Origin of the sequence: Streptomyces gamaensis, from assembly GCF_042656465.1 — a bacterium.
Classification (GTDB): Bacteria; Actinomycetota; Actinomycetes; order Streptomycetales; family Streptomycetaceae; genus Streptomyces; species Streptomyces gamaensis.
This window is the reverse complement of sequence record NZ_JBHSPB010000012.1, coordinates 1-18347: the sequence shown is the minus strand read 5'-3', so window position 1 is coordinate 18347 and position 18347 is coordinate 1. Positions and strand designations below refer to the sequence as shown.

Annotated in this window: 18 protein-coding genes; 12 read left to right on the top strand and 6 right to left on the bottom strand. The window is 72.5% G+C overall.

The window, feature by feature from the left end; translation table 11 throughout:
* Positions 1-217: 217 nt before the first annotated feature.
* A complete protein-coding gene (gene serB, locus ACFP1Z_RS19930; RefSeq protein ID WP_390317915.1) occupies positions 218-1450 on the bottom strand; it encodes a phosphoserine phosphatase SerB in 1233 nt (410 codons plus the stop codon).
* A 148-nt stretch (positions 1451-1598) separates the two neighbouring features.
* A complete protein-coding gene (locus tag ACFP1Z_RS19925) occupies positions 1599-3542 on the bottom strand; it encodes a streptophobe family protein (protein ID WP_390317913.1) in 1944 nt (647 codons plus the stop codon).
* 235 nt (positions 3543-3777) lie between these two features.
* Between ACFP1Z_RS19925 and ACFP1Z_RS19920 the strand changes: the two genes are divergently transcribed.
* The gene (locus ACFP1Z_RS19920) at positions 3778-6396 is read left to right on the top strand and encodes an FHA domain-containing protein (RefSeq protein WP_465269278.1); all 2619 of its coding nucleotides are present in this window, start codon (positions 3778-3780) and stop codon (positions 6394-6396) included.
* A gap of 82 nt (positions 6397-6478) precedes the next feature.
* Here ACFP1Z_RS19920 and ACFP1Z_RS19915 read toward each other — a convergent pair whose 3' ends face one another.
* Together ACFP1Z_RS19915 and ACFP1Z_RS19910 are read right to left on the bottom strand one after the other, a co-directional pair.
* Entirely contained in the window at positions 6479-7186 is a 708-nt protein-coding gene (locus tag ACFP1Z_RS19915) for a transglycosylase SLT domain-containing protein (protein WP_390317909.1), read from the bottom strand.
* A gap of 369 nt (positions 7187-7555) precedes the next feature.
* A complete protein-coding gene (locus ACFP1Z_RS19910; protein WP_390317907.1) occupies positions 7556-8257 on the bottom strand; it encodes a nitroreductase family protein in 702 nt (233 codons plus the stop codon).
* 174 nt (positions 8258-8431) lie between these two features.
* Between ACFP1Z_RS19910 and ACFP1Z_RS19905 the strand changes: the two genes are divergently transcribed.
* The 4 genes from ACFP1Z_RS19905 to ACFP1Z_RS19890 all read left to right on the top strand — a co-directional run bounded on the left by ACFP1Z_RS19905 (position 8432) and on the right by ACFP1Z_RS19890 (position 11126).
* Positions 8432-9592: a GAF domain-containing sensor histidine kinase gene (locus ACFP1Z_RS19905; RefSeq protein WP_390317906.1), complete on the top strand. Its 1161-nt coding sequence runs from the start codon at positions 8432-8434 to the stop codon at positions 9590-9592.
* Entirely contained in the window at positions 9585-10229 is a 645-nt protein-coding gene (locus tag ACFP1Z_RS19900; RefSeq protein ID WP_390317904.1) for a response regulator, read from the top strand. Before ACFP1Z_RS19905 ends, ACFP1Z_RS19900 begins: the two co-directional genes overlap by 8 nt.
* Positions 10230-10422: 193 nt before the next feature.
* Entirely contained in the window at positions 10423-10674 is a 252-nt protein-coding gene (locus tag ACFP1Z_RS19895) for a chaplin (protein WP_390317902.1), read from the top strand.
* A 179-nt stretch (positions 10675-10853) separates the two neighbouring features.
* The gene (locus ACFP1Z_RS19890; RefSeq protein WP_390317901.1) at positions 10854-11126 is read left to right on the top strand and encodes a chaplin; all 273 of its coding nucleotides are present in this window, start codon (positions 10854-10856) and stop codon (positions 11124-11126) included.
* A gap of 139 nt (positions 11127-11265) precedes the next feature.
* Here ACFP1Z_RS19890 and ACFP1Z_RS19885 read toward each other — a convergent pair whose 3' ends face one another.
* On the bottom strand, positions 11266-12072 hold the full coding sequence (locus tag ACFP1Z_RS19885) for a hypothetical protein (protein WP_390317900.1): 807 nt from the start codon (positions 12070-12072) through the stop codon (positions 11266-11268).
* A 108-nt stretch (positions 12073-12180) separates the two neighbouring features.
* Here ACFP1Z_RS19885 and ACFP1Z_RS19880 point away from each other — a divergent pair, with 108 nt between their 5' ends.
* The 4 genes from ACFP1Z_RS19880 to ACFP1Z_RS19865 all read left to right on the top strand — a co-directional run bounded on the left by ACFP1Z_RS19880 (position 12181) and on the right by ACFP1Z_RS19865 (position 15422).
* On the top strand, positions 12181-12972 hold the full coding sequence (locus ACFP1Z_RS19880; protein WP_390317898.1) for an ABC transporter ATP-binding protein: 792 nt from the start codon (positions 12181-12183) through the stop codon (positions 12970-12972).
* Positions 12973-13030: 58 nt separating this feature from the next.
* Entirely contained in the window at positions 13031-13453 is a 423-nt protein-coding gene (locus ACFP1Z_RS19875) for an NfeD family protein (RefSeq protein WP_390317896.1), read from the top strand.
* Between the two features lie 124 nt (positions 13454-13577).
* Positions 13578-14513, top strand: coding sequence for an SPFH domain-containing protein (locus tag ACFP1Z_RS19870; protein ID WP_390317894.1), 936 nt, complete (start codon positions 13578-13580; stop codon positions 14511-14513).
* A 129-nt stretch (positions 14514-14642) separates the two neighbouring features.
* Positions 14643-15422, top strand: a complete 780-nt coding sequence (locus tag ACFP1Z_RS19865) for a sulfite exporter TauE/SafE family protein (protein WP_390317893.1) — start codon at positions 14643-14645, stop codon at positions 15420-15422.
* A gap of 252 nt (positions 15423-15674) precedes the next feature.
* On the opposite strand, the gene ACFP1Z_RS19860 is transcribed toward ACFP1Z_RS19865, so the two are convergent.
* Positions 15675-16214: a YbhB/YbcL family Raf kinase inhibitor-like protein gene (locus ACFP1Z_RS19860; protein WP_390317891.1), complete on the bottom strand. Its 540-nt coding sequence runs from the start codon at positions 16212-16214 to the stop codon at positions 15675-15677.
* Positions 16215-16344: 130 nt separating this feature from the next.
* On the opposite strand from ACFP1Z_RS19860, the gene ACFP1Z_RS19855 reads away from it, so the two are divergent.
* From ACFP1Z_RS19855 to ACFP1Z_RS19845, 3 genes are read left to right on the top strand one after another with little or no spacing between them, the layout of a single operon-like run.
* On the top strand, positions 16345-16854 hold the full coding sequence (locus ACFP1Z_RS19855; protein ID WP_390318282.1) for a guanyl-specific ribonuclease: 510 nt from the start codon (positions 16345-16347) through the stop codon (positions 16852-16854).
* Positions 16851-17282 carry a barstar family protein gene (locus tag ACFP1Z_RS19850; RefSeq protein ID WP_390317890.1) on the top strand — a complete coding sequence of 144 codons (432 nt, stop codon included), beginning with the start codon at positions 16851-16853 and terminating at the stop codon, positions 17280-17282. The genes ACFP1Z_RS19855 and ACFP1Z_RS19850 overlap by 4 nt, the downstream gene beginning before the upstream one ends.
* A gap of 60 nt (positions 17283-17342) precedes the next feature.
* Positions 17343-18002 (top strand): DNA-3-methyladenine glycosylase, encoded by a 660-nt coding sequence (locus ACFP1Z_RS19845; RefSeq protein ID WP_390317888.1) that lies wholly within the window; start codon positions 17343-17345, stop codon positions 18000-18002.
* The last annotated feature ends 345 nt before the right edge of the window (positions 18003-18347 follow it).

The following is an 18347-nucleotide window of genomic DNA, read 5'->3' as shown; positions in this document are numbered from 1 at the left end:
CCGATCGTGTGCCCGGTGCTGCGTCGTGCCTGAGCGCGGGTCGGCCGGCACCGCAAGGCTCTGGCGCGGAGCGCGGCCGCGTGCCCGGGGCCGGGGCGCGCCCCGGCGCGGGGGAGGGCGGCAGCAGCGGGGCCGTCGGCGCCGGCCGCCGCCCCGGGGCGGGGCGCAGCACGGGGGCTCGCCCCCGGGGCACGGCCAGGCCGTGCCCCGGGCGCGCTCACTCGTGCGTGTTGGCGGCCTCGACCTCTTCGCGCGTGACGCCCAGCAGATACAGCACCGTGTCCAGGAACGGCACGTTCACCGCCGTGTGCGCGGCCTGCCGCACCACGGGCTTGGCGTTGAAGGCCACCCCCAGGCCCGCCGCGTTGAGCATGTCCAGGTCGTTCGCGCCGTCGCCCACGGCCACCGTCTGCGCCAGGGGCACCCCGGCCTCGGCGGCGAAGCGGCGCAGCAGCCGGGCCTTGCCCGCGCGGTCCACGATCTCCCCGGTGACCCGGCCGGTGAGCCTGCCGTCCACCACCTCCAGGGTGTTGGCGGAGGCGAAGTCCAGCCCCAGCCGCTCCCGCAGATCGTCCGTGACCTGGGTGAAGCCGCCGGAGACCACGCCCACCTGGTAGCCGAGCCGCTTCAGGGTGCGGATCAGGGTCCGGGCGCCCGGAGTGAGCCGCACCTCCGCCCGTACCTTGTCCACGACCGACTCGTCCAGGCCCGCCAGCAGCGCCACGCGCGCGTGCAGCGACTCCTCGAAGTCCAGCTCGCCGCGCATCGCCCGCGCGGTGATCTCCGCGACCTCGGCCTCGCAGCCCGCGTGGGCCGCGAACAGTTCGATGACCTCGTCCTGGATGAGGGTGGAGTCCACGTCCATGACGACCAGCCGCTGGGCACGCCGCTGCAGCCCGGCCGCCACCACCGCGACATCCACCCCGCGCGCTGCCGCCTCCATCGCCAGCGCGGTGCGCAGCGCCTCGGTCTCGGCGCCCGAGACCGCGAACTCCACGGCGGTGACGGGGTACTTGGCGAGCCGGAAGATACGGTCGATATTGCCGCCGGTGCCGGTGATCCGGGCCGCGATGGCCGCCGTCGACTCGGCGGTGAGCGGATGGCCGAGCACGGTCACGTGCGAACGCCCCTCGCCACGGGGCCTGTTGTCGCCCCGGCCCGAGATGATCTCGGCCTGCAGACGCAGCGAGTCGGCCCAACTGTGCACCGTGGACCGCAGTTCGCCCTCCGTCGCACCGTTCCCGGCGGGCGCGGTGATCAGCGCGCACAGGGTGATGCGGCCCCGGGTGACGACCTGCTCGATGTCGATCACGTCGACCGCGAAGGCGGCGAGTGTGTCGAAGAGGCCGGCGGTGATGCCCGGCCGGTCCTTCCCGTAGATCTTGACGAGGAGAGTGGGATCGTCGTCGCCCGCGACAGTGGTGGCAGGCGGGATCTGGGATGCGCTCATGGTCTTCTAACCGTATCGGGCGCCACGATCGAACCGTACAGGTGTCCCGCCGACCGGTCGGCGAAGAACTGGTGACGGCTTGCCCACGGAACGTTGACGTGCGGGTTTTCTGCGGGCGCGGAGACAGTGCCGCCCCTGCCCCGTGGCCCTAGCCGTGCCCCTGCGGCGGCGGAGGCAGCGGCCGCCCCGGCCGCGTCGGAGCACCGAGGGACGGCCGCCGGTACGGGTCCGGCGGCTGTCCCGGCTCTGTGGCGTGCGGAGTGCGGCAGGGATTCGGGCCTCCGTACGGCACGGGGCCCGCAGAAGAAGGGGCCCCGGGGCCCGCCGGAGACGGGTCCGGGCGTCCGTACGGCGAGTGGCGCCCATCGGCCGCGCCGGGGTTCACCGGGGGAGGGCCCGCAGGTCCTGCCGGGTTCCGCGTACCGGCGGTCCGGTCGCCTTCCGGTGGTTGCGGGACGCGGTATGGGTCCGGCTCCCCGTATGCCGGGCGGCGCCCACCCGCCGCTCCAGGGTTCGCCGGGGGAGCCCCCGCAGGTCCTGCCGGGTTCCGCGTACCGGCGGTCCGGTCGCCTTCCGGTGGTTGCGGGGTGCGGTAGGGGTTCGGCCCCCCGTACGGTGAGTGGCGCCCGCCCGCCGCTCCGGGGTTCGCCGGCGGAGCCCCCACGCCAGGGGGCCAGGCACGCTCCGGCACCGTCCGTCCGCCCCCGCCCCCGGCCGTCGCCGACGGTCCCGCGCCCCCCGGCCCGTACGCGAGCGCCCCGCGCCCCGCCGCCCCCGCCGCGCAGGCCAGCAGGCCGCCGAGGAGTCCGGCCGCCGCCCCCCACGCCGCGCCCAGGACCACCGCCATCGCCGTGTCGCCCCGCAGCTCCAGCCCCGCCCCGAAGGCGTCCACGCCCAGCACCGACAGGCTCGCGTCCGCCTTCACCCGGGTCAGCAGCACCAGCAGCGGCATCGCCACCGCGCCGGTCACCCCCAGCCACAGCGCGCAGCGGGCCGCGAAGGCGAGCGCCCCGGGGCCCGTCCGTGGCGTACGGACCGCCGTGAGCACCCCGGCCGTCAGCATCATCGCCACGCACGCCACCGTCAGCAGCCACACCCCCGCGTCGAGCCCCGCCAGCCGGCCGACCGTGAGCGACTCCTCCGCCCGCCCGCCGAGCAACTCGTCGACGGGGGAGGGGAGTACGTGCACCAGGCCGCCGCTCGCCGTGGCGTGCCAGGAGACGAACAGCCCCAACGGCACCCCGAGCCACACCCCGTTCGGCGCCCCCAGCAGCGCGGCGCCCGCCACCCGCCCCGGGTGGTCGTCGCCCGCCGCCGCGTACAGCGCCGCCGCCAGCCCCGCGCCGACCGCGAGCACCAGCACCGACCGCAGTGCCGAGGCGGCCGGCCGCAGCCCCCGGTGCAGGGGCTCCCAGCCGCGCGGCAGCGGCGCCCGGCGGGCCGTCAGCAGCACGATCAGCAGCACGACGAGCACCCATACCGCGCCGTGCAGCAGTGAGGGGCCGGTGCGCACGGTGAAACCGACCTCGGCCTTGGCGCGGGCGAGCCCCGCGAGCCGGTCGGGCAGTTCGCCGCCGAGGTCACCGAGGTCGCCGAGCCCGGGCAGCCCCTGCCGTGACGCACCGGAGCCCCCGAGCCCGAGGCCGTCGAAGGTGATCGTGTCCGAGCCCGCCCAGGCCAGTCCGGCGACGAGCAGCAGGAAGAGAACGGCCACCGTGCCCGCCCGCGCGGCCAGTTCGCGGGCGGCCAGCACCGGCCCCGCCCTCCGCAGCGACCGCGCGAAGATGCCGCCCAGTAACAGAGCCCCCACCAGACTCACACCGAGTGGCGTGATTTCGACGGTGCTGTGCGCCCCGGCGCCCGTCAGACCGAATGCTTCGACAGCCCCTGAAGGAGTGAGTGAACCGCCCACGGCGAGGACGACGACCGCCGCCGTCATCGGTCCGAGCGAGCCCGCGGCATCCGCCCCCAGCAGGTGCAGACCGAGCGCCGCGACCCCGGTCATGGCGATAAAAGCCCAGCTCACAGCGGATATCGAGGAGAGCAGCAGCTCGCTGCCCCGCCCTGTCCGGCCCCGCCCGGCGCTGTCCATCACGGACCCCCGTCCCCCGCCCGCTTGCCCGGATGCTGATGATCCGTGCGTATCCGTGGTGGTACCTACTCTCAGGGCGCTTTTCTCCGCAGTCAACGGCGCCCGGCGCGGAGTGCGCGAGTCCCCGACTTCCCGTTCCGTGACTGTGCCTGAAATAGTGCCTCCCGATGTTCGCCATCCCTGGACTCCCTGTGCAGACAGGGCGCTCGTCGGGGGACAAGTAGTGGGGCATGGAGTGCCTGAACTCGTACTGGAATTGAATGGACAGACCTGGACGCTCGATCCGTCCAGGTCGTACACCCTCGGCCGGGACCCGCAGGGCGACCTGGTGCTGCAGGACGCCCGCGTCTCGTGGCGGCACGCCACCCTCCGCTGGAGCGGCCGCAGTTGGGTCCTGAAGGACCAGGGCAGTACCAACGGCACCTACGCGGAGGGCCGGCGGATCCACGAGCTGGAGCTCGGCCCCGGTGCGGCCGTGCACCTGGGCAACGCCGCCGACGGCCCGCGGCTGAGTGTCCGTGCCGCGACCCCGGCGGGCGTGGCCGCCCCGGGCGCGGAGGCTCATGCAGCGCAGGCCCACCACGCGGCCACCACCGCGCCGCAGCAGCATCCGCACCAGCCCCCGGCGCACCACCAGCCGCAGGCAGAGCCCGGCCCCGGCTGGTCACCCCAGCCCCAATCCCAGTCCCAGGATCAGCCCCAGGCCCAACCGCAGTCCCAGGGCCGGCCGCAGCAGGCTCCGTACCCGCAGCCGTCCCCCGACGCCTGGCAGTCAGGGCAGCAACAGCCCTGCGTCCCACCGCAGTCGGCGGGACCGGACGCCGCGCACGGCGCCGCCGCCCCCGTCTACGGCGACCGCAGCCCGACCACCTTCCACCAGGTGGCGGTCGGCCGGGTCATGCGCATCGGCCGCGCGCTGGAGAACGAGCTCGTCGTCTCCGACCTCCAGGTCTCCCGGCACCACGCCGAGTTCCGGGCCACCGCCGACGGCCGCTTCGAGATCGTCGACCTCGGCAGCCACAACGGCACCTACGTCAACGGCCAGCCCGTCAGCCGCCAGATCATCGGCACCGACGACATCGTCGGCGTCGGCCACTCCACCTTCCGCCTCGTCGGCGACCGGCTGGAGGAGTTCGTCGACACCGGCGCCGTGTCCTTCTCGGCCCGCCGGCTGACCGTCACGGTCGAGGGCGGCAAGCAGATCCTCAAGGACGTCTCCTTCGGCGTCCCCGAGAAGTCGCTCGTCGCGGTCATCGGCCCGTCCGGCTCCGGCAAGTCCACCCTGCTCAAGGCGCTCACCGGCTACCGCCCCGCCGACGAGGGCGACGTCCTCTACGACAGCCGCAACCTCTACAAGCAGTTCGCCGAGCTGCGCCAGCGCATCGGTCTGGTCCCGCAGGACGACATCCTGCACAAGGAGCTCACCGTCAGAAAGGCGCTGCGCTACGCGGCCAAGCTGCGCTTCCCCGGCGACACCGCGGCCGCCGAGCGCGAGGCCCGGATAGCCGAGGTGCTCGGGGAGCTCAAGCTCGACATCCACGCCGACAAGAAGGTCACCGCGCTCTCCGGCGGCCAGCGCAAGCGCGTCTCCGTCGCCCTGGAGCTGCTGACCAAGCCCTCGCTGATCTTCCTGGACGAGCCCACCTCCGGCCTGGACCCGGGCATGGACCGCGACGTCATGCAGCTGCTGCGCGGCCTCGCCGACGACGGCCGCACGGTGCTCGTGGTCACCCACTCCGTCGCCGAACTCGCCCTGTGCGACAAGCTGTTGGTGATGGCCCCCGGCGGTTCGGTCGCCTACTTCGGCCCGCCCGAGGAGGCCCTGAACTTCTTCGGCTACGACAGCTGGGCCGATGTCTTCTCGGCCTTCGAGAACTACCGCGACTACGACTGGTCCGGCCGCTGGCGCGGCTCGCAGCACTACCAGATGTACGCGGCGGACATCGACGCCGTCGCCCCGCAGTCCGCCGCCGCGCAGCGGTCCACCGTGCGCCCGCCCAAGCCGCAGAGCTGGGGCTCCCAGCTGTGGACGCTCATGCGGCGCTATGTGTCGGTCATCGCCTCCGACCGCGGCTTCATGGGCCTGATGCTGGCCCTGCCGGCCGTCATCGGCGGGGTGAGCGCCGTCATCCCGGCCGACTACGGCCTCGGCGTCCCCGCGAAGGGCCACTTCAACCAGGACGCCGGCGTGATCACGCTGATCCTCGCGGTCGGCATGTGCTTCGCCGGTGCCGCGGGCTCCGTCCGTGAGCTGATCAAGGAACGGGTCATCTACGAGCGGGAACGCGCTGTCGGCCTGTCCCGCTCGGCGTATCTGATGTCCAAGGTCGTGGTCCTGGGCGTGATCGCCGCGGTGCAGGCCGCCCTGATGTGCGGCATCGGCTTCTCGGTCCGTACGCTGCCCGAGCAGGGCCTGGTCCTGAAGTCCCTGCCCGCCGTCGAGATGTGCCTGGTGGTCACCACGCTCGGCATCACGTGCATGATGATCGGCCTCGTCATCTCCTCCCTGGTGAAGACCACGGAGAAGACCATGCCGCTGCTGGTGATGTTCGCGATCGTCCAGATCGTCTTCACCGGCATCCTGTTCAAGGTCTACGACGCGCCCGGCGTCGAGCAGGTCGCCTGGCTGATGCCCGCCCGCTGGGCGCTCGCGGGCCTCGGCACCACGCTGGACCTCTCGCACATCATGGCGCCGATGGACAAGAACAACAGGGACAACCTCGACCCGCTCTGGACGCACAGCGCGGGCCAGTGGGCCGTCGACGTGGGCGTCCTCGCCGCCCTCGGCATCCTCTGCGGATTCGCAGTCGCGCGTTTGCTGCGGCGGCACGAGCCGGAGGTCATGCGCAAGTAGCCGCGTGCGGTGCGACGAAGGGCGGCCGCCCCGGGATGTCCGGGGCGGCCGCCCTTCGTCGTGCGTGAACGGACGGACCGGCTCAGTAGGCCGAGTTCACGTTGTCCATGGAGCCGTAGACCTTGGCCGCGTAGTTGCAGGCCGCGGTGATGTTGGCGACCGGGTCGTAGATGTCCCAGGAGGTGCCCTCGACGTGGTACGCCTTGAAGGTCGGGTCGATCACCTGGAGCAGGCCCTTGGACGGGATGCCCTTGGCGGCGTTGGAGTCCCACAGGTTGATGGCCTGCGGGTTGCCGGTGGACTCGCGCATGATGTTGCGGTAGATGCCGTTGTACGAGCCGGGGATGCCCTTGGCCTGCATGACGTCCAGGGCCTCGCGGATCCAGCCGTCCAGGTTGTTCGCGTAGACCTTCTTCGCCGGGGCGGCGGGCGCGGCCTGCAGCGGGGCGCGCTCCTCGGAGCGGCTCGCGGCCTCCTTCTCGGCGCGCTCCTTGTCGGCCTTCGCCTTGGCGGCGGCCTCGTCCTCGGCCTTCTTCTTCGCCTCGGCCTCGGCCTTCGCCTGCCGGGCGGCGTTGTCCGCCTGCTGGTTGAGGTGGTCCTGCTGCTCCAGCGTGCCGAAGTCGGCGGTGTTCCAGGCGACCGGCTTGACGGAGACGGCCCGGGTCTTGTCCTCCGCGCCCGCGGGGACCACGGCGAACGCCACGGTCGCGACGCCCGCGGCGGCGATGCCGGCGGCGGAGAACATGTGGACCTTGGACAGCCGACGACTGCCGGAGATGGTGGAGCGCATGACTGAGCTGAACCTCTTCCAATCGCTTGACGTCGCAGTGGCCCAGGAGGCGCAAAAAAGCGCCACCCCTCGATCGGCGGCGCCCTGCGACGGGGGAAATTCTTAGCGGCCGCAAAATCCCGAAGCAAAGCCGCGACGTACTACCCGGCTTCGTTGCGGGGCCCCGGGGGAGAGGCCGCGAGAGGGAGAGGACACGCTCTCAGCGTGTGTTTATCGCCGCCTTATGCGTCCACTAGGCGGCTTCGTACGTGATCTGGGTCCTATGCCCGGGCTCACACCGGGCACCCGCCCGGGTCGCCCGCTGTGAGCCCTTCCGTACGGACCGTGTGTGATCGTCGAGCACCGGCGGCGCCCGCCGGGGCGCGCGGCTCAGACCTCGACGAGCACCTGCTGGAGACTCTTGCGCACCAGGTCCGGGACCTGGCAGTCCGGCGCCGGATAGCCCACGGGGATCACCGCGAAGGCCTTCTCGTTCTCCGGCCGCCCCAGCACCTCGGCGAGGAACCGCATCGGGCTCGGCGTGTGCACGAGCGCCGCGAGCCCCGACAGATGCAGGGCGGACAGCAGCATCCCCACCGCGATGCCGACCGACTCGTCCACGTAGTAGTGCTTGCGCCTCGCCCCGTCCGGCCCCAGCCAGTACCGCTGCTGGAAGACCACGATCAGCGCGGGCGCGTCCGTCAGATGCGGCTTGACCTCGTCCGTGCCCAGCGGCCGCAGCGCCGCCAGCCACTCCTCGCCCAGCCGCCCGGCGTACGAGATCCGCTCCTCTTCCTCCGCCGCCCGCCGGATCCTCCGGCGCACCTCGGGGTCCTTGACCAGGACGAAGGTCCACGGCTGCTGATGCGCCCCGGACGGCGCGGTCGCCGCGCACGCGATCGCGTCCCGCACCACCTGCTCGGGCACCGGATCGGTCGAGAACTGGCGTACGGTCCGGCGCCGGTCCATGCGCTCGCGCAGCTCGGCGGCGCGCGCGAGGGACTCGGCGGCGGGCATCCGCCCGGGCCGGTAGGGCACCGGGCGGTAGGGGTCGCCGTAGGTCGGGGTCCACTGCGTCGTTGATGTGGGCATGTTCAGAGTCTGGTGCCCGTCCGGGCGCCGCGGGAGCCGTACGCGCGGATTCGCGCCCGGACCCCGTCCCCCGCCCCGTGAGCGTCCGGGCCCTTGGACCTAGGCCCCCGGCCCCAGCGCCCTGCCACCGACGGGCCGATACACCCCCGTACGCGCCTCGGTACCGTGAGCCCCATGACCCATGGCCCGCGCTCCGGACTGACAGCCGTGAGCACCGCACTCCTCGCCATGAGCAGACATCTGCAGGTGCACGACGTCCTCAAGACCATCGTCGTCTCCGCGCGGGAGCTGCTCGACGCCCAGTACGCCGCGCTCGGCGTCCCTGACGACCACGGCGGCTTCGCCCAGTTCGTCGTCGACGGCGTGAGCGACGACGAGTGGAAGGCCATCGGTCCGCTGCCCCGTCAGCACGGCATCCTCGCCGCGATGCTCCAGCACGGCACCCCGACCCGCCTCGCCGACGTCCGCAAGGACCCCCGCTTCCGCGGCTGGCCCGCCACCCACCCCGACATGTCCGACTTCATCGGCGTGCCGGTGGCCGACGGCGAGGAGATCCTCGCCGCCCTGTTCCTCGCCAACAAGCAGCGGCACGGGCAGCCCTGCGGCCCGGGCACCGACGGCTGCTCCTTCACCACCGAGGACGAGGAACTCCTGCGCGTCCTCGCCCAGCACGCCGCCATCGCCCTGACCAACGCCCGCCTCTACGAGCGCGGCCGCGAGCTGACCATCGTCGAGGAACGCGCCCGCCTCGCCCACGAGCTGCACGACGCCGTCGCCCAGAAGCTGTTCTCCCTGCGGCTGACCGCACAGGCCGCGACCGCCCTCGTCGACCGTGACCCGGCGCGCGCCAAGGGCGAGCTGCAGGAGGTGAACCGGCTCGCCGCCGAGGCCGCCGACGAACTGCGCGCCGCCGTCGTCGAACTGCGCCCGGCCGGGCTCGACGAGGACGGGCTGGTGGCGACCCTGCGCACCCAGGTGCAGGTACTCGACCGCGCCCACGCCGCGCACGTCACCTTCGCCTCCCGCGGGGTACGGGCGCTGCCCTCCGCCCAGGAGGAGGCGCTGCTGCGGGTCGCCCAGGAGGCCCTCCACAACGCCCTGCGCCACTCCGGCGCCGAGCACGTGGAGGTCACCCTCACCCGGCGCGGCCCGGGCGCCGCGCTGTGCGTGAGCGACGACGGCTGCGGCTTCGAGCCCGCCGCCGTCCGCCGGGCGGGCCGCCACCTGGGCCTGGTGTCGATGCGCGACCGCGCGAGCGGCGTGGGCGGCCGGCTGAGCGTTGTGTCGGAGCCCGGGAAGGGCACCGCGATCAAGATGGAGGTGCCCGGTGGCTGAAGACGTGATCAAGGTACTGCTGGTCGACGACCACCAGGTCGTCCGCCGCGGCCTGCGCACCTTCCTGGAGGTGCAGGACGACATCGAGGTCGTGGGGGAGGCCGCCGACGGTGACGAGGGCGTGGCCGCCGCCGAGGAACTGCGCCCGGACGTCGTCCTGATGGACGTCAAGATGCCGGGCACCGACGGCATCGAGGCACTGCGCAGGCTGCGCGAGCGCGACAACCCCGCCCGGGTGCTGATCGTCACCAGCTTCACCGAGCAGCGCACCGTGATCCCCGCCCTGCGCGCGGGCGCGGCCGGTTACGTCTACAAGGACGTCGACCCCGACGCCCTGGCCGGTGCCATCCGCTCCGTGCACGCCGGGCACGTCCTGCTCCAGCCCGAGGTGGCCGGCGCGCTGCTCTCCCAGGAGGAGGCCGGCGGCGGCCAGGGCCGCGGCAACGCGCTCACCGACCGGGAGCGCGAGGTCCTCGCCCTGATCGCGGACGGCCGCTCCAACCGTGAGATCGCCCGCGCTCTCGTGCTGTCGGAGAAGACCGTCAAGACCCACGTCTCCAACATCCTGATGAAGCTCGACCTCGCCGACCGCACCCAGGCGGCCCTGTGGGCCGTACGGCATGGGATCGGGGACTGAACGCGCGAGGGTGCGGGCAGCCTTCCGGCACGTATGTGCCCGCCGTGCCGGAAGTCGTTCTTCCGATGAGAGATTCATACGGTCGTGTGGTGGTCGATCCGCCCCCGCAACTCCGCTTCCGGCGGCCCGTTCTCCATGGCGTACCCCGCGGCGCCTGGCCGTGGCGAACGTGCTTGAGGAAGGCATAAGAAGAGTGAAGAACATCAAGAAGGCCGCTGTCCTGACGATCGCTGCCAGCGGCCTCGCCCTCGCCGGTGCCGGAATCGCGTCCGCGTCCGGGAACGGCGGGGATGGTGCTCAGGGCAAGGCGGAGGGCAACCCCGGCGTTGTCTCGGGCAATGTTGTCCAGGTGCCCGTCGATGTCGACACCAACCTGTGCGGCAACACCATCACCATCGTCGGCGCCATGAACCCGGCCATGGGCAACCTCTGCGTGAACGAGTAAGCAGCGACACCTGCTCCGCCCGGCCGCGGGGGCTGCCCGGCCGGGCGGGCGAGGGCGATCAATCGTCCGAACGAGGGCAAACACCGCCGATGGCCGTGCCATCGGCGGTGCGCTGGCGTTCATCAGTACGCGGCCCCGCGGCTGGGGCCCGTCAAGGACATCAGCAGAAGGAAGACCTCATGAACAGAGCCAAGAAGGCGGCCCTCGTCCTGGCGGCGACGGGCCTCGCCGTCAGTGCCTCGGTCGGTGTTGCGTCCGCTCACGACGAGGATCACGGCCGACGCCATGGCGGGGCCGACGCCGAAGGTGTCGCGAAGGGGTCGCCCGGTATCCTGACCGGCGATGTCATCCAGATTCCGATCGAGCTCCCGATCAACCTGTGCGGCAACACGATCGACATCATCGGTCTGCTGAACCCGACGTTCGGCAACACCTGCGTCAACGCGGACTGAGCCCACGTCAGGAAGGCCCCCCGGACCGGAAGTCCGGGGGGCCTTCGCGTGCCGAGCCGCCTTATGGTCCGCCAAGCCGCTCGACGAGGAGCCCACTTGGGCACGGCGCAAGCCCAAGTGCCCGGAAAGCACGGAACTTTCAGGGGCGTCGCCGCTCGCGCTCCTCCACCATCGCGTTGTACGCGGCGACTTCGGCCCGGCGTGCCGTGCGCTCCACCGGGCGCAGCGCCTCCGCCCGGGCCGCTATCTGCGAGGCGCTCACCGCCGCCCCGTGCTCGCGGCCGCCGCCGTCCCCCGGCCGGTGGGCGATGGCGACGAGCGCCCCCACCCGCTGGGCCAGCTCCAGGACCCGCGCCGCCCGCGGCGGATAGCCGGGAGCGAGCAGCTCGCGGCCGCGCTCCGCGCGCGCCCGGTACGCCTCCAGAGCGGCCTGCGCGACCGGGCCCGAGCCCGCCACGTCGAGCCGGGCGAGCACCTCGGTCGCCTCGCGCAGGGCCTCCGCCAGCTCCCGCTCGGCCTCGCCGAGCGAGGGGACGTCTGCGGGCGGCGCGTCCCGCACGGCCAGGCAGCGCCACTGGACCTCGGCGTGCACATCGCCCTCCGGCCCGTACTCCGCGACCTCCGGGACGAGCCCCAGCGCCGCGCCCGAGGCGACGACGGCCTCGCCGGCCTCCAGGGCGCGGGCATTGAACTCCGGCGGCCCGCTGAGGCCCAGCGGATGCCCGGGCACCGGCAGCGCCAGCCGCAGCCCCGTCGCGCCGAGCGCGCGCAGCCGGCCGAGCGCGAGCGTGAGGCCGACCGGTCCGCTCTCCCCCGGCAGCCCGGTGACGCGGTGCACGGCGTCACTCCCCGTGATGTGGTGCGCGGCGTCATCCGGCGCAGCAAAACCGGCAATGAGGGCATTTCCCCACGCGGTGAACCGTCCTGAGCGGTGTTCAAGGAGCATGGCCCCAGCCTAAGGACCAGCACCGACAGCGGGTGGCGTAGGTTTTCCTTGGGAGCCGCGCCCACCGGCGCAGGCGACGACGACACGGCAATGGGAGACAAGGCGCTCATGAGCGAAGTGCTGGAACTGGTGGACGTATCCGTGGTCCGCGAGGGCCGGGCTCTGGTGGATCAGGTCTCCTGGTCGGTCAAGGAGGGGGAGCGCTGGGTGATCCTCGGCCCCAACGGCGCCGGCAAGACCACCCTGCTCAATGTCGCCTCCAGCTATCTCTTCCCGACCACGGGCACCGTCAAGGTCCTCGGGGAGAAGCTCGGCACGGTCGACGTCTTCGAACTGCGCCCCCGCATCGGCGTGGCCGGCATCGCCATGGCCGACAAGCTGCCGCGCAGCCAGACCGTCCTGCAGACCGTCCTGACCGCCGCTTACGGCATGACGGCCGGCTGGCGCGAGGACTACGAGGCCGTCGACGAGCAGCGCGCCCGCGCCTTCCTCGACGTGCTCGGCATGTCGGACCACCTGGACCGCAAGTTCGGCACCCTCTCCGAGGGCGAGCGCAAGCGCACCCTGATCGCCCGCGCCATGATGACCGACCCCGAGCTGCTGCTGCTCGACGAGCCCGCCGCGGGCCTCGACCTCGGCGGCCGCGAGGACCTGGTGCGCCGCCTCGGCCGGCTCGCCCGCGACCCGCTGGCCCCCTCGATGCTCATGGTCACCCACCACGTGGAGGAGATCCCCCCGGGCTTCACCCACGTGCTGATGATCCGTCAGGGCAAGGTGCTCGCGGCCGGCCCCGTCGAGCTGGAGCTCACCTCACGCAACCTCTCGCACTGCTTCGGCCTGCCGCTGGTCGTCGAGCGCAACGGCGACCGCTGGACCGCCCAGGGCCTGCCGCTGTCCTGACCCCACGCCCTTGCCCGGTGCCCTGTCCGGGGGCGGCCACCGCGCCTACCATGAACACGTGGACACATGGGTGTGGTGGCTCGTGGCCGCCGTCGGACTGGGCATCCCGCTGGTCGTCACCGCGCTGCCCGAGTTCGGCATGCTCGCGCTCGGAGCCGTCGCCGCCGCCGTCACCTCCCGCCTCGGCGGGGGCACCGTCACCCAGTTCATCGTCTTCGCCGTGGTCTCGGTCGCCCTGATCGCCGTCGTCCGCCCCTTCGCCAACCGCCACCGCGACCGGCGCCCCTCACTGCCGACCGGCGTGGACGCCCTCAAGGGCCGCCAGGCCGTCGTCCTGGAGCGGGTCGACGCCCAGGGCGGCCGGATCAAACTCGGCGGCGAGGTCTGGTCGGCCCGCTCCCTCGACAGCGAGCGGACCTTCGACGTGGGCCAGCAGGTCGACGTGGTCGAGATCGACGGCGCCACGGCCGTGGTGATGTGAACCGTGATCCACCCTCCCGGGCGACCCGCACGGGGCGCGATCTGCCCCCAACCGCTGCACGACGGCGCCGCGTTCTGAAAGACTCCAGCGACTCGATCACTCTCGACAGGCACGGGGAGCCACGATGGAACCGATCATCATCGTCCTGATCATCCTGGTGGTGCTCGTCTTCATCGCCCTCATGAAGACGGTCCAGGTCATCCCACAGGCCAGCGCCGCCATCGTGGAGCGCTTCGGCCGCTACACCCGGACCCTCAACGCGGGCCTGAACATCGTCGTCCCGTTCATCGACTCGATCCGCAACCGCATCGACCTGCGCGAGCAGGTCGTGCCGTTCCCGCCCCAGCCGGTGATCACCCAGGACAACCTCGTCGTCAACATCGACACCGTCATCTACTACCAGGTGACCGACGCCCGTGCCGCCACCTACGAGGTCTCCAGCTTCATCCAGGCCATCGAACAGCTCACCGTCACCACGCTCCGCAACATCATCGGCGGCATGGACCTGGAGCGGACCCTGACCTCCCGCGAGGAGATCAACGCCGCCCTGCGCGGGGTCCTCGACGAGGCCACCGGCAAGTGGGGCATCCGCGTCAACCGCGTCGAGCTCAAGGCCATCGAACCGCCCACCTCCATCCAGGACTCGATGGAGAAGCAGATGCGCGCCGACCGGGACAAGCGCGCCGCGATCCTCACCGCGGAGGGCATCCGCCAGTCCCAGATCCTCACCGCCGAGGGCGAGAAGCAGTCCGCGATCCTGCGGGCCGAGGGTGAGGCCAAGGCCGCCGCCCTGCGCGCCGAGGGCGAGGCCCAGGCGATCCGCACGGTCTTCGAGTCCATCCACGCCGGCGACCCGGACGAGAAGCTGCTCTCCTACCAGTACCTGCAGATGCTGCCGAAGATCGCCGAGGGCGACGCCAACAAGCTCTGGATCGTGCCCAGCGAGATCGGCGACGCCCTCAAGGGCCTCAGCGGCGCCGTCGGCAACTTCGGCTCCCCCGGGGGCGGCCCGAAGCTCACCAAGGGGGAGCCCCGCCGCGAGCAGCCCCCCATCGACTGAGACACCGCCGGGGCCGTCGCCCGGACGGCAGCGCACCGGTCGGCACATCCGTCCGCCGGCCTCTCTCCCGCCCCCTCGTCCGTCATGATCGTGCCGACCGGCCACCGATCATGACGGGGAGAGCGGCACATGACACTCGCAGCGGCGGCGGCGGTGTTCGCCGCCGGCATCGGCGCGGGCACCATCAACACCGTCGTCGGCTCCGGCACCCTCGTCACCTTCCCGGTCCTGCTCGCCCTCGGCCTGCCACCGGTCACCGCCAACGTCTCCAACACCCTCGGCCTGGTCGCCGGCAACATCAGCGGGGTCCTGGGCTACCGCCGTGAACTGCGCGGCCAGCGCGGCCGGATCATCCGCTTCGGCATTACCGCCCTGACCGGCGGGCTCGTCGGCGCGGTCCTGCTGCTCGCCCTCCCCTCACGGGCCTTCGATGTGATCGTGCCCGCCCTCATCGGCCTCGCCCTGGTCCTCGTCGTCCTCCAGCCGAGACTCGCCGCCGCCCTCGCCCGCCGCCGCGAACGCTCCCCCGGAGGGAACCGGGCAGCATCCCCGGACGGCGGCCCCGTCCTGCTGGCCGGCCTGCTGCTCTCCAGCGCCTACGGCGGCTACTTCGGCGCCGCCCAGGGCGTGCTCCACCTCTCCCTCATGGGCGTACTGCTCCGCGACGACCTGCAGCGCATCAACGCCCTGAAGAACGTCCTCGCACTGATCGTCAACGCTGTCGCCGCGCTCTTCTTCCTCTGCGCCGCCCGCTTCGACTGGCGCGCCGTCCTGCTCATCGCCGCCGGCTCCGCGCTCGGCGGCCGCCTGGGCGCCAAGGTCGGCCGCAGGCTCCCGCCCACCGTGCTGCGCGGCGTCATCGTCGCGGTCGGCGTCGTCGCCATCGTCCAGCTGATCGGCAGGGACTGACGGGGCAGCGCTCCGGGCCCGTTCCCCCGTGTCATCGACGCGGGCCCGGAGCGTACGGCAGCGGACGCGGTCACCCGGTACGAGGACCGGGCTCCGGCGGACGGCCCGGCGCTCGCGCGCCCCGCCGCCCCCGCCACTGCGGTGCCCGCTGCCCGACAGGCGGTCCGACTGCCGAGCGGCCACGCACCACTGTGCGGCCCGGGGCGGCGGGGCGCAACGGAATTTCCGGACGCCGCACGCCGGTTGCGGTCCTCAGCCCCCGGCCGGCACCTCGTACTCGCCGATCAACTGCGCCCGGCCCAGCGCGTGGAAACGCAGGTGGAAGCCCACCACCGCCGGCGACGCCGCCGCGTCCGGGCCCAGCTTCTCCCGGTCCACGGCGTACACCGTGAACACGTACCGGTGCGGCCCGTCCCCGGCCGGCGGCGCCGCGCCGCCGAAGTCCCGCGTCCCGTAGTCGTTGCGCGCGTGCACCGCACCCGCCGGCAGCCCCTTGAAACCCTCGCTCCCGGCCCCCGCCGGCAGCTCCGTGACCGACGCCGGAATATCGAACAGCACCCAGTGCCAGAACCCGCTGCCTGTCGGAGCGTCAGGATCGAAGCACGTCACGGCGAAACTCTTCGTCCCCTCGGGGAAGCCCTCCCACCGCAGGTGCGGCGAGGTGTTGCCCCCGCTGTACACCTGAGCGCTGCCGAGCTTCCCACCGGGCGTCACATCGTCGCTCACCACGGCGAACGACGGCACCGGCGGGTGGAAATCGTGGGGCAGCGGCCGACGCTTCTGCTCGGACACTGGCGACACCTCCTGTACGCGAGGAACGGTGAAAACGCCAGCCTAACGAGGCGAACTCCGCCCGGGCTGCGACCATACGAGCGTGCTTCGACAGCTACGACAACTCCTCGCCCTGCCCACCCCCCGAAACCTGCCCCGGACTTCTTCCGCACGTACTCCCGGGCGGAGACCGGCCGGACGCGCCCTGCGCACGCTGACCGCCCTCCTGGCCGCCCTGCCCCTGCTCCTGCTGCCCGCCTGCTCCTCCGGCGGGCACAAGACCGAACGCCCGGCCGCCGGCTCCTCCGGGAGTACGGCCGCCCCGGCGCCCGGCGCCACCTCGGGGGCGGCCGCCGCCGCGACCCCGCCCTGGGCGAAGGGCATGAAGACGGTCTCCCGCAGCAAGCTGCCGGCCGAGGCCCGGCACACCCTCGACCTCATCGACAAGGGCGGCCCGTTCCCGTACGACAAGGACGGCACCGTCTTCGGCAACTACGAGAACCGCCTGCCCAAGCAGCGCCGCGGCTACTACCACGAGTACACGGTCCCCACCCCCGGCGCCCGCAACCGCGGCGCCCAGCGCATCATCACCGGCGACCACTCCGAGCGCTACTACACCAGCGACCACTACGAGACCTTCGAAGCGGTGGTGCAACCATGACCGGACTGCTGCCCGCACCCGGAGTCCCCGGGCTGCTCAACGGCTCCATCCCCCCGGGCGTCTACCGACTGCCGCCCACCGAGTCCGTCCCCCTGGCGGTGTCCCTCGCCGCCGAGAGCGACTGGCGCGCGGCCGTACTGCGCCTCAAGGGCGTCACCGGCAAGGCCGCCTTCCTGGACCAGAGCGCCTCCGACCTGGAGTTTCCCGCCTGGTTCGGCAAGAACTGGGACGCCCTCGCCGACTGCCTCATGGACCTGTCCTGGTGGCGCAACGAGGGCAAGGCCCGCGGCTACCTGCTGCTGACCGAGGACTGGGACCCCTTCAGCAAGGCGGCCCCCAAGGACGCCCGCACCGCGGAGGCGATCCTCACCGAAGCCGTCGACTACTGGGCCGACCGCGAGGCACCCCTGGCGGTGCTGCTCGGCTGAGGAGCGGCCGGCTAAAGGCGCGGAGCGGCCGTGCCCCGGGGTCCACTACGCTCGCTCGGCATGACCTCCGCGCCTGACCGTCGGCCGATCGGCCGCGAGTTCTTCGACCGCCCTGTCCTGGACGTGGCCCCCGAACTGCTCGGGCGCGTCCTCGTCCGCAGAACCCCGGACGGTCCGATCGAACTGCGCATCACGGAGGTCGAGGCCTACGCAGGAGAGGCCGATCCGGGCTCGCACGCCTACCGCGGCCGCACCGAACGCAATGCCGCGATGTTCGGACCACCCGGCCACGCATACGTCTACTTCATCTACGGCATGTGGTTCAGTCTCAACCTCGTCTGCGGGCCGGAAGGCACCGCGAGCGGCGTACTCCTGCGCGGCGGCGAAGTGGTCAAGGGCGCGGACCTCGCCCGCACCCGCCGCCCCAAGGCCCGCCGGGACCGCGAACTGGCGCAGGGCCCCGCCCGCCTGGCCACAGCGCTCGACGTCGACCGCGGCCTCAACGGCACCGACCTCTGCTCCGGCCAGGACTCCCCGCTCTCCGTACTCACCGGGCACCCCGTGCCTCCCGAGCGCATCCGCAACGGCCCCCGCACCGGAGTCGGCGGTGACGGCGCCGATCACCCCTGGCGCTTCTGGATCGACGGCGATCCCACGGTCAGCCCGTACCGGGCCCATGTGCCGCGCAACCGGAACCGGACGGCCGGACAGGCTGCTTGACTCCGTGGCCGGGACCCCCTAACGTAGCCCGAGCCGCTTGAGCCGGGCAGCGCCGTGCGCAGCCCTGGGCGGCACCACCACTACTCACGAGGATGCCCCGGACGGGGTCGTATTTTGCTGTGTCGAAATACGGTGCCGAACGGCTCGATTGGGAGCCGTCGGGGAAATCCGCTAAAGTAGTGATCACGCCGGGCCGCGAAAGCGGAAAGGCGAGAAAGACCCCGCTCCAGCAGGGGGCCAGGGCCGGAAATCGGATCTGGTAAGGTTGGAAACACCGAAGGGAAGCGCCCGGAGGAAAGCCCGAGAGGGTGAGTACGAAGGAAGCGTCCGTTCCTTGAGAACTCA

Excerpts from the sequence above, each read along its gene's own strand:
- ACFP1Z_RS19870 (WP_390317894.1), top strand. The coding sequence starts at position 13,578 with ATGGAACCGATCATCATCGTCCTGATCATCCTGGTGGTGCTCGTCTTC.
- serB (WP_390317915.1), bottom strand. The coding sequence starts at position 1,450 with ATGAGCGCATCCCAGATCCCGCCTGCCACCACTGTCGCGGGCGACGAC.
- ACFP1Z_RS19865 (WP_390317893.1), top strand. The coding sequence starts at position 14,643 with ATGACACTCGCAGCGGCGGCGGCGGTGTTCGCCGCCGGCATCGGCGCG.
- ACFP1Z_RS19905 (WP_390317906.1), top strand. The coding sequence starts at position 8,432 with ATGACCCATGGCCCGCGCTCCGGACTGACAGCCGTGAGCACCGCACTC.
- ACFP1Z_RS19910 (WP_390317907.1), bottom strand. The coding sequence starts at position 8,257 with ATGCCCACATCAACGACGCAGTGGACCCCGACCTACGGCGACCCCTAC.
- ACFP1Z_RS19885 (WP_390317900.1), bottom strand. The coding sequence starts at position 12,072 with ATGCTCCTTGAACACCGCTCAGGACGGTTCACCGCGTGGGGAAATGCC.
- ACFP1Z_RS19925 (WP_390317913.1), bottom strand. The coding sequence starts at position 3,542 with ATGGACAGCGCCGGGCGGGGCCGGACAGGGCGGGGCAGCGAGCTGCTG.
- ACFP1Z_RS19915 (WP_390317909.1), bottom strand. The coding sequence starts at position 7,186 with ATGCGCTCCACCATCTCCGGCAGTCGTCGGCTGTCCAAGGTCCACATG.
- ACFP1Z_RS19850 (WP_390317890.1), top strand. The coding sequence starts at position 16,851 with ATGACCGGACTGCTGCCCGCACCCGGAGTCCCCGGGCTGCTCAACGGC.
- ACFP1Z_RS19845 (WP_390317888.1), top strand. The coding sequence starts at position 17,343 with ATGACCTCCGCGCCTGACCGTCGGCCGATCGGCCGCGAGTTCTTCGAC.
- ACFP1Z_RS19880 (WP_390317898.1), top strand. The coding sequence starts at position 12,181 with ATGAGCGAAGTGCTGGAACTGGTGGACGTATCCGTGGTCCGCGAGGGC.
- ACFP1Z_RS19890 (WP_390317901.1), top strand. The coding sequence starts at position 10,854 with ATGAACAGAGCCAAGAAGGCGGCCCTCGTCCTGGCGGCGACGGGCCTC.